Raw genomic sequence first — 8397 nt, 5'->3', positions numbered from 1 at the left:
TTCCACGCGGTCTGCCAGGGCCCGAACTCCGCCGGAAGATCACGCCACGGCGACCCGGTCCGAAACCGCCAGATGATTCCCTCGAGCACCCGCCGATGATCCTGGAACGGACGACCCCCGGCCCGGGCAGCAACCGGCATCAACGGCTCCAAACGGCCCCACGCGACATCCGAAAGACTACGAGTACGCGACATTCCACAATCATCTCGTTCATCCCACCAAAAGGTTAGGAGACACGCCCTACGTCGACATCTTCTACAGCCACCGGCCCGATCCCGGCACTCCGCTGGAGGAGACGATGGGGGCCCTGGACACGGCGGTGCGGTCCGGGCGTGCCCTGTACGCGGGCATCTCCTCCTACTCACCGGAGCGCACCCTGGAGGCAGCGGCGATCCTCGCGGATCTCGGCACACCGCTGCTGATCCACCAGCCCTCCTACTCGATGCTCAACCGCTGGACGGAGAACGGTGAGCCGAATCTGTTCGAGGCACTCGAGCGGGTCGGCGCCGGATCGATCGCCTTCTCGCCGCTGGCGCAGGGCCTGCTGACCGACAAGTACCTGCACGGCGTCCCGGAGGACTCGCGTGCCGCCGCCGGCACGTCCCTCTCCGAGGACCACCTGTCCCAGGACAATCTCGACCGCGTCCGCGGGCTGAACGGTATCGCGGAGAACCGCGGCCAGAGTCTGGCGCAGCTGGCCATCGCCTGGGTCCTGCGCGAGCAGACGAAGGGGACGCCCGTGACCTCGGCGCTGATCGGCGCCTCGAGTGTCCGTCAGCTCGAGGACAGTCTGACCGCGGCACGGCAGCTCGACTTCACCGAGGAGGAACTGCGGGCCATCGACGAGTTCGCCGTCGAGTCCGACATCAATCTCTGGGCCGCTGCCCTGAAGGCCTGAGCCTGCCGCGCCGCTGACGGCCGGGACTCCCGGCCGTCGGGGTGTCAGGCTCGCTTGGCCACCGACAGCAGGACCACAGAATCCTCGTCGGCCTCCAGGGAATGACGGCGCTCGGGCACGATCAGGAGGTCCCCGGCCGAACCCTCCCACTCGTCCGGTGCCGCGACGAGTCGCACCCGCCCGCTCAGGACGTACACGGTGGCCTCGCCGGGGTTCCCGTGCTCGCCCAGCGCGGAGCCGCCGCGCAGGGCGATCACGGTCTGGCGGAGAACGCGCTCGTGCCCGCCGTACACGGTGCTGGCACTGCGGCCGCTGGTACCCGTGCGTGCCGCGTCGAGCTGGTTCCGCGCGAGGGCGGTGAGGGACATCTTCTGCATGGCACGGCTCTCTTCCTCGGGGGTCGCTGATGTCCGACAGTAGCGCACGCGCTCCGAGGGATCAGCCGCGCAGGGCCGCGGCCTCACCGAGCCAGCGCAGGTACAGCGCCCAGGGATCGTCGACGCCCGCGGAGAGTCGGCGCACGTGCTCCGAGAGTTCCGGCGAGGCGTCGAACCATTCGGAGGTGCCGCGCCGGCAGGAGGCGAACTGCCCGTGACGACGACGTTCGACGAGCCGGTCGCCGCGCTCGAACGCGAGGAGCTCGTCGTACCGGATGCGGCCCAGCCGCCGGCGCGGGTTCGCCGTCGTGCCGATCTTGATCCGGTCCCGGAAGCCGAGGTAGTAGACCACGTCGATGCGCGGGGGAGGGAGGCCGTCGTCGAGCACGTCGCCCACGCGCCATTCACAGGCCGCGCAGACCCACCCGCTGGGATAGCGGACCCCGAGCCGGGAGCCGCAGGCACGGCACGCGCCCGGCAGCAGATCCGTCGTCCCCCACTGTGTATCGGCCCACTCCGCCACGATCGCGATGTGCCCGGCGCAGAGGCCGAAGGGGCCGTCCCCCACCGGGCTGTCGCAGGGCATGCCGTCGTCACCGGGCAGGACACACCTCGGGCCGGGGAGCGTCGGATCGAACACGTCTTCGATCCTCGCGGCCGGCGCTCGCAGGTGCAAGCCCGTCACGGCCCCCGGCAAGCTGGCAGAATGGGGCGGGTGACCTTTCCCGAGCGCGCTGTGGAGATCGACCTCGATGCCCTGCGGCACAACGTCCGGCACCTCCGCGACATCGCCGACCCGGCGCGTGTCATGGCCGTGGTGAAGGCCGACGCCTACGGGCACGGCGCGGTTCCCGTGGCCCGGGCCGCTCTCGAGGCCGGAGCGGCCTGGCTCGGCGTCGCCCACATCAGCGAGGGTGTGGACCTGCGCCGGGCGGGGATCGAGGCGCCGGTCCTCGCCTGGCTCCACACACCGCGATCGGATTTCGTGGCCGGGGTGGAGCACGGCCTGGACCTCGGGATCTCCGGGTGGGAGCTCGAGCACGTCGTCGCCGCCGCGCGTGAGCTCGAACGACCCGCGATCGTGCATCTCAAGATCGACACGGGACTGGGCCGCAACGGCTGCCCGCCCGAGAAGTGGGACGAGCTGCTCCACCGGGCCGTCGGGTACCAGGACGAGGGCGTGCTCCGCGTCGTCGGGATCTTCTCCCACCTCGCCACCGCGGACGAACCGGCCCGTCCCGAGACGGACCGGCAGGTCCAGTTGTTCCGCGAGGCCGTCGCGGCCGCCGAACGTGCGGGGATCGCCGTCGAGGTGCGGCACCTGGCCAATACGCCGGCCACGTTCTCCCGGCCCGACTGCCACTTCGACCTCGTGCGTGTGGGCCTGGGCATCTACGGCCTCTCGCCCTTCGCCGATCAGGACTCCGCCGATCTCGGCCTGCGGCCCGTGATGACCTTCAGCACCACGGTCTCCACCTGCAAGGAGGTCCCGAAGGGGCAGGGCGTGTCCTACGGCCATGCCTACCGCACACACCAGGCCACGACCCTCGGCCTCGTCCCCGTGGGGTACGGGGACGGTGTGCCGCGCATCGCGACCGGGGCACCCGTGCAGGTGGGTGGACGGATCTATCCGGTGGTCGGACGGATCGCCATGGACCAGCTCGTGATCGACTTCGGGACCGACGGGCTCGTGGACACGCCCGACAGTCCCGTGGGGCGGCGCGCCGTGTTGTTCGGCGGCGGTGACGCCCCGGCCGTGGAGGACTGGGCCGCCGCCGCCCAGACCATCAACTACGAGATCGTCACGCGGATCAGCGACCGCGTGGAGCGCGTCCACCTCCACGCCGAGGCAGGAGCGGACGATGACGGTCCCGCCTGAGTGGACCCGGGTGCACGAGATCGCCTCGGCAGCGCAGCTGCAGGCCTTCGCCGGGCGCCTGGCACCGGCGCTGCGGCGCGGTGATCTCGTGGTCCTCGGAGGAGGACTCGGCGCGGGCAAGACCACCTTCACGCAGGGCCTGGGCGTCGGTCTGGGTGTGCTGGACCGCATCATCTCGCCCACGTTCGTCCTCGTCCGCCAGCATCCCTCCACAGGAGACGGACCGGGGCTCATCCACGTGGACGCGTACCGCCTGGGGAGCGCCGCAGCCGTCGACGACCTGGATCTCGAGGCCACCATGCCCGGCAACGTCACGGTGGTGGAGTGGGGCACGGACCGCGTGGAGCACCTCAGCAGCAGCAGGCTGCACATCGAGATCACCCGCCCGCGGGGCACGGACGGCGCGGGGCCCGGAGGTGCAGGGGCGCCGGTCACGGCGTTCGACGACGACGGCGAGGACGAGATGCGCAGCATCACCCTCGCGGGGTTCGGCGAGCGCTGGCGCGGAGGGCCGCCGGCGGTGTCCCTCGACTAGGATTGCCGGGTGCTTCTCCTCGCCCTCGACACCTCCGCCGCGGCCACCGTCGCGCTCGTGCGCGACGACGTCGTCGTCGGCCGGTTCGCCAGTGCCGACACGCGCTCGCACGCCGAGGTCCTCGCTCCGGCCGTGCGGGGGGTCCTCGCCGACGCCGGCGTGGCGGGCACCGAGCTCGACGCGATCATCGCAGGGGTGGGCCCCGGCCCCTTCACGGGCCTGCGCGCCGGGCTCGTGACCGCGCGGACGCTCGGCTTCGCCTGGGACGTGGCACTGCACGGCGTCATGAGCCTGGATGCCCTGGCCTTCGACGCGGTGGCCGGCAACGCCACCACGCCGGACACGGAGTTCCTCGTGGGAACGGACGCGCGCCGTGGCGAGGTCTACTGGGCCGCGTACCGTGCCCCCGCGCAGGGCGCCGTGCTGCCGGAGCTGGTGGACGGACCGCACGTCGGCCCGGCCGCGGGACTGCCGGGGAGCCGACCGGTCATCGGACGCGCCGCCGGTCTGTACCCGGAGGATCTCGACGGAGTGCCCGGCTTCACGACGGCGGACCCCGATGCCGCGTCCCTGGGGCGCGTCGCCCACGCCCGGCTCCTCGCGGGCCGGTTACTGCTCGACACCTCGCCGCTGTACCTGCGGGAATCGGATGCCCGGGTGCCCGGACCGCGGAAGCGGGCGACGGCGTGAGCTTCGTGCTGCGGGACCTCGCGTACGAGGAAATCGAGACCATCGGGAGGCTGGAGAACGAGCTGTTCCCCGCCGACGCCTGGCCGCTCGAACTGTTCTACTCCGAGTTCTTCCAACCGGACACGCGGCGCTACATCGTGGTGGAGGTGGACGGCGAGGTGGTGGGCTACGCCGGTCTCATGGTCATCGACACGACCGCGGACATCCAGACCATCGGGGTGCTGCCGCGCTTCGAGGGGCAGGGGATGGGCCGCGCCATGCTCACCGAGCTGCTCGGCGAGGCGCGTCGCAGGGGGGCCACGACCGTGATGCTCGAGGTGCGCGCCGACAACCCCCGTGCGCAGGACCTCTACGCCCGCTACGGTTTCCGGAAGATCCACCTGAGGAAGAAGTACTACCGCGACGGCGTCGACGCCTGGGTCATGCAACTCGTGCTGGCGGAGGAGGGAGGGTCATCGTGACCACGGCAGAGCCCCTGATCCTGGGTGTCGAGTCCTCGTGCGACGAGACCGGTATCGGCATCGTGCGGGGCACGCAGCTCCTGACCAACACCGTGTCCTCGTCGATGGACGAGCACGTGCGCTTCGGCGGCGTCATCCCCGAGATCGCCTCGCGCGCGCACCTCGAGGCCTTCGTGCCGACGCTGCGGGCCGCGCTGGCGGACGCCGGCGTCTCGCTCGAGGAGATCGACGCCATCGCCGTCACCGCCGGGCCCGGACTCTCGGGTGCGCTCATGGTGGGCGTCGCCGCCGCGAAGGCGCTCGCCGTCGCGACCGGGAAACCCCTGTTCGCCATCAATCATCTCGTGGCGCACGTGGGCGTGGGGCTGATCGGACGGACGCCGGCCGACGGTCTCCCTCCGGCGCTCGGCGCACTGCTCGTCTCCGGCGGACACACCGAGATCCTGCGCGTGGTGGACATCGCGGGCGACGTCGAGCTGCTGGGGTCCACCATCGACGACGCCGCCGGTGAGGCCTACGACAAGACGGCGCGCATCCTCGGCCTCGGCTACCCCGGTGGTCCGGCGATCGACCGGCTCGCGGCCCAGGGCGACCCGAAGGCCATCCGCTTCCCGCGCGGGCTCTCGCAGCCCAAGTACATGGGCACGGCGGAGGTGCCGGGTCCGCACCGCTACGACTGGTCCTTCAGCGGGCTCAAGACGGCGGTGGCCCGCTCCGTGGAGCAGTACGAGGCGGCGGGCCTCGACGTGCCGGTCGCCGACATCGCGGCGTCGTTCCAGGAAGCGGTGGTCGACATCATCACGTCCAAGGCCGTGCTGGCCTGCACCGAGCACGGCATCACCGAGCTGCTGCTCGGCGGTGGGGTCGCCGCGAACCGGCGCCTGCGCGAGCTGACGCAGGAACGCTGCGAGGCGGCGGGGATCACGCTCACCGTGCCGCCCATCCCGCTGTGCACCGACAACGGCGCCATGGTCGCGGCGCTCGGCGCGCAGCTCGTGATGAGCGGTCGGAGCCCGAGCGGGATCGCCTTCGGGACGAACTCGTCACTGCCGGTCACCACGGTGGTCCTGCCGAAGGTCTGAGGGTTCACACCTGCCGGACCGACACCAGTTCGTAGTCGATGGCCGGGCTCGGCTGCGCACCGCGGCACGTCAGCTGACGCGGCGGGGTCCGGTGTGCCTGCACCTCGACCTCGATGTCGGCCAGCTGAGCCGGCCGTCCCGTCAACCGGACGCGCCAGGTATCGCCGTCGCGCGTGGATCCGGCGACGATGTAGTCGTTGCGGCCGGCCGGACCGACGTGCCCGAGCGCTCCGCAGATCGCCGCCTGGTGTGCTGACGGAAGATCGGTGTAGCCGCGGAGGTGGTCGGCCCCGATGCGGTCGGCGAGATGGCCCTCGACCACGCCGACGGCGGCCTCCTCGTCGAGATTGCCGTAGTAGACGCCGTCGGGCGCCACCACCACGGTGGCAGCGAACCTGTCGCCGCCCACGTGCGCGCACTCCCACACCAGTTCGGGCCAGCGCTCGCCGAGGGCGCGAGCCACCGGCCGGCCCCGCACCGAGCAGCAGACGTCGTGCTGACCGTGCGTGCAGACCAGGACGACCGGCGGGTGCCCGAGCTCACCCGGCCGCTCCAGTGCGCCGGCGATACCGGCCAGATCCTCGTCGCGGTCCCACGTACCCCACTGCTGGCGGTACGCGCCGGCGCTGTCATGACGCAGGACGGCCCAGCGTCCCGGTCCTCCGTGCGTTCGACGACCGGGACGCCTCATGAGGAGGATCCGTGCCCGCTGGGCCTGCGCAGCCGAGAACACCCGCGCCTTCGTCCCCGGTTCCAGATCGAGGCCGTCGAAGCCGTTGGGGGGCCATCCTCCGCGATACTCGATCAGGATCCAGACCAGGCCGCGCGGTGCCGTGCCCGCGATCGGGTCGGCCCGTTCGCGGGCGGCGTTCGAGCAGAAGAAGCGGACTGCGCCGGGCACCGCCCCACCATCACCGGTCAGCAGGAATCAGCACCCCGGCACGCATCAGTCGGTCCACGAGCTCCACGCCGAGATCTCCCGCGGTGTGCACCTCGCCGTCGAGCAGGCGCTGCACCGACGGCAGTTCCGCCTCGCCGAACTCCAGCCAGCCCACGCGGGTGGTCAGGCGTGGGCCCTCCAGCCGTGCCTCCAGCGAGTCACGGAGCCGCACGAGGCTCGCGGACCCCAGCTGCCTGACGGAGCGGAGCTGCGCCAGGGGACCCAGCGGCGCGGGCCGGGCCTGACCGCGCCGGGTCCGGTGGAACAGGGGAGCGGAATCCGCCGTGGACACGGCGGCGCGGAGCCGCTCGCGGACCAGGTCCAGGTCAGCAGCGGGACCGTCGACGCCGAGCGGCAGCGTGGCCCGCATCTCCGGGTCGTCGCGGAGCTCTGCGAGCGCGGCCTGCGCGAGCTGCTCCGCCAGGGCGTAGCGGGTCCAGCTGTGGATGCCGAGTGTGAGATGGATCGACACCTCGCCCTGGGCCTGCGCGGCGTGCAGCCACCCCCGGGGCAGGTACAGCACGTCGCCGGGTCCGAGGATCGTGTCGATGAACGCCTCGCCCTTGGCGGCCTCCGCCACCGTGGAGCGGCGGTCGGTCCACGGCTGGTCCCGCAGTGGGTCGGTGTGCACGGGCTCGTGGATGATCCAGCGCTTCGTGCCCTCGATCTGCAGCACGAAGACGTCGTGGACGTCGTAGTGGTCGTCGAAGCCGCGGTTCTGGGGCGGCGTGACGTAGGCGTTCGCCTGGACCGGGTGGCCGAGTTCGCCGCCCAGCCGCGCGCTGAACTCGGCGATCGGTTCCCAGGTCCGGTGCAGCGCCTGGAGCACGAGGGTGGCTCCGTCCGCGAAGCGGCGCCAGAGCGCCGTGTCGTCGAGTTGGTCGGAGATGGTTGCGCCGATCCCCGCACCGGAGGTGAAGGCCGAGTCCGGAAGCGTGGTGCCGTCCTTGGCGACGCGGAGGAACGGTGCGCGCAGTCCCCGCCGTGAGACGAGCTCGTCCACGGCGTCGGCGGAGAGCAGATCGGAGAAGTCGCCGGTCGAGCGGGTCAGCAGGGCTGCGCGCCCCCACACCTCACCGGCGAACGTCTCGCGGTCCATGTCGAGGAGGCGGGTCTCCAGGACGCCGGCACCGGTGACGGTACCGGCGTCCTGGAGCTCTGGACGCGCAGGGTTCAAGAGCGGTTGCCCTCGTCGGCCGATCCGTCGGCGCCGCCGTCGTGTTCGCCGGGTACGCCTGCTGCGCCGCCGTCCGCGGGGCCTTCGGCCGATCCGTCGGCGCCGCCGTCGTGTTCGCCGGGTACGCCTGCTGCGCCGCCGTCCGCGGGGCCTTCGGCTGATCCGTCGGCGCCGCCGTCGTGTTCGCCGGGTACGCCTGCTGCGCCGCCGTCCGCGGGGCCTTCTGTGTTACTGAGATCCTGGTCGTCCGCCATAGTTCCTCCTGAGAATCGACTGACTGTGCAGGGCGCCGTTGCGGCCCTGTCCCGGTTCGGCATTCCTGCTCGCCTCCCGCCACCCTAGCGAAGAGCGTCGAGCG

General features: G+C 71.9%; 11 protein-coding genes and 1 pseudogene. 6 read left to right on the top strand and 6 right to left on the bottom strand.

Going from position 1 to position 8397, the window contains the following annotated elements; translation table 11 throughout:
* On the bottom strand, nucleotides 1-140 hold a 140-nt coding region (locus Q0747_RS02880; RefSeq protein WP_298251766.1), incomplete at its 3' end, for a transposase.
* 23 nt (nucleotides 141-163) lie between these two features.
* On the opposite strand from Q0747_RS02880, the pseudogene Q0747_RS02875 reads away from it, so the two are divergent.
* Nucleotides 164-898: pseudogene (locus tag Q0747_RS02875) on the top strand (aldo/keto reductase); the annotation flags it as partial.
* A 44-nt stretch (nucleotides 899-942) separates the two neighbouring features.
* Here Q0747_RS02875 and Q0747_RS02870 read toward each other — a convergent pair.
* Both Q0747_RS02870 and Q0747_RS02865 read right to left on the bottom strand, forming a co-directional pair.
* Nucleotides 943-1275, bottom strand: a complete 333-nt coding sequence (locus tag Q0747_RS02870; RefSeq protein ID WP_298251733.1) for a cupin domain-containing protein — start codon at nucleotides 1273-1275, stop codon at nucleotides 943-945.
* 61 nt (nucleotides 1276-1336) lie between these two features.
* Nucleotides 1337-1915: a GIY-YIG nuclease family protein gene (locus tag Q0747_RS02865; RefSeq protein WP_367277645.1), complete on the bottom strand. Its 579-nt coding sequence runs from the start codon at nucleotides 1913-1915 to the stop codon at nucleotides 1337-1339.
* Between the two features lie 66 nt (nucleotides 1916-1981).
* On the opposite strand from Q0747_RS02865, the gene alr reads away from it, so the two are divergent.
* Genes alr through tsaD form a run of 5 tightly spaced genes read left to right on the top strand, consistent with a single transcriptional unit; the run spans nucleotide 1982 to nucleotide 5922 of the window.
* The gene (gene alr, locus Q0747_RS02860) at nucleotides 1982-3154 is read left to right on the top strand and encodes an alanine racemase (protein WP_298251732.1); all 1173 of its coding nucleotides are present in this window, start codon (nucleotides 1982-1984) and stop codon (nucleotides 3152-3154) included.
* Entirely contained in the window at nucleotides 3138-3689 is a 552-nt protein-coding gene (gene tsaE / locus Q0747_RS02855) for a tRNA (adenosine(37)-N6)-threonylcarbamoyltransferase complex ATPase subunit type 1 TsaE (protein WP_298251731.1), read from the top strand. Before alr ends, tsaE begins: the two co-directional genes overlap by 17 nt.
* Nucleotides 3690-3698: 9 nt before the next feature.
* The gene (gene tsaB / locus Q0747_RS02850; protein WP_298251730.1) at nucleotides 3699-4379 is read left to right on the top strand and encodes a tRNA (adenosine(37)-N6)-threonylcarbamoyltransferase complex dimerization subunit type 1 TsaB; all 681 of its coding nucleotides are present in this window, start codon (nucleotides 3699-3701) and stop codon (nucleotides 4377-4379) included.
* Nucleotides 4376-4840 (top strand): ribosomal protein S18-alanine N-acetyltransferase, encoded by a 465-nt coding sequence (rimI, locus tag Q0747_RS02845; RefSeq protein WP_298251729.1) that lies wholly within the window; start codon nucleotides 4376-4378, stop codon nucleotides 4838-4840. Before tsaB ends, rimI begins: the two co-directional genes overlap by 4 nt.
* Complete coding sequence (tsaD, locus tag Q0747_RS02840) at nucleotides 4837-5922, top strand: tRNA (adenosine(37)-N6)-threonylcarbamoyltransferase complex transferase subunit TsaD (RefSeq protein ID WP_298251728.1); 1086 nt, start codon at nucleotides 4837-4839, stop codon at nucleotides 5920-5922. Before rimI ends, tsaD begins: the two co-directional genes overlap by 4 nt.
* A gap of 4 nt (nucleotides 5923-5926) precedes the next feature.
* Here the strand turns inward: tsaD and Q0747_RS02835 are convergent, their stop codons facing one another.
* The 3 genes from Q0747_RS02835 to Q0747_RS02825 are packed head-to-tail and all read right to left on the bottom strand — an operon-like array spanning nucleotide 5927 to nucleotide 8293.
* Nucleotides 5927-6823, bottom strand: coding sequence for a sucrase ferredoxin (locus Q0747_RS02835; RefSeq protein WP_298251727.1), 897 nt, complete (start codon nucleotides 6821-6823; stop codon nucleotides 5927-5929).
* 10 nt (nucleotides 6824-6833) lie between these two features.
* A complete protein-coding gene (locus Q0747_RS02830) occupies nucleotides 6834-8039 on the bottom strand; it encodes a cupin domain-containing protein (protein WP_298251726.1) in 1206 nt (401 codons plus the stop codon).
* Nucleotides 8036-8293: a BatC protein gene (locus Q0747_RS02825; protein WP_298251725.1), complete on the bottom strand. Its 258-nt coding sequence runs from the start codon at nucleotides 8291-8293 to the stop codon at nucleotides 8036-8038. The genes Q0747_RS02830 and Q0747_RS02825 overlap by 4 nt, the downstream gene beginning before the upstream one ends.
* Nucleotides 8294-8397: the final 104 nt, after the last annotated feature.

It is taken from the genome of uncultured Arthrobacter sp. (assembly GCF_947493765.1).
Lineage (GTDB): Bacteria > Actinomycetota > Actinomycetes > Actinomycetales > Micrococcaceae > Arthrobacter_D.
The sequence above is the reverse complement of the archived record's forward strand: the minus strand, read 5'-3'. Positions and strand labels throughout refer to the sequence as shown.

Coding starts and splice junctions, on each gene's coding strand:
- Q0747_RS02870 (WP_298251733.1), bottom strand. CDS start 1,275: ATGCAGAAGATGTCCCTCACCGCCCTCGCGCGGAACCAGCTCGACGCG.
- alr (WP_298251732.1), top strand. CDS start 1,982: ATGGGGCGGGTGACCTTTCCCGAGCGCGCTGTGGAGATCGACCTCGAT.
- tsaE (WP_298251731.1), top strand. CDS start 3,138: ATGACGGTCCCGCCTGAGTGGACCCGGGTGCACGAGATCGCCTCGGCA.
- Q0747_RS02825 (WP_298251725.1), bottom strand. CDS start 8,293: ATGGCGGACGACCAGGATCTCAGTAACACAGAAGGCCCCGCGGACGGC.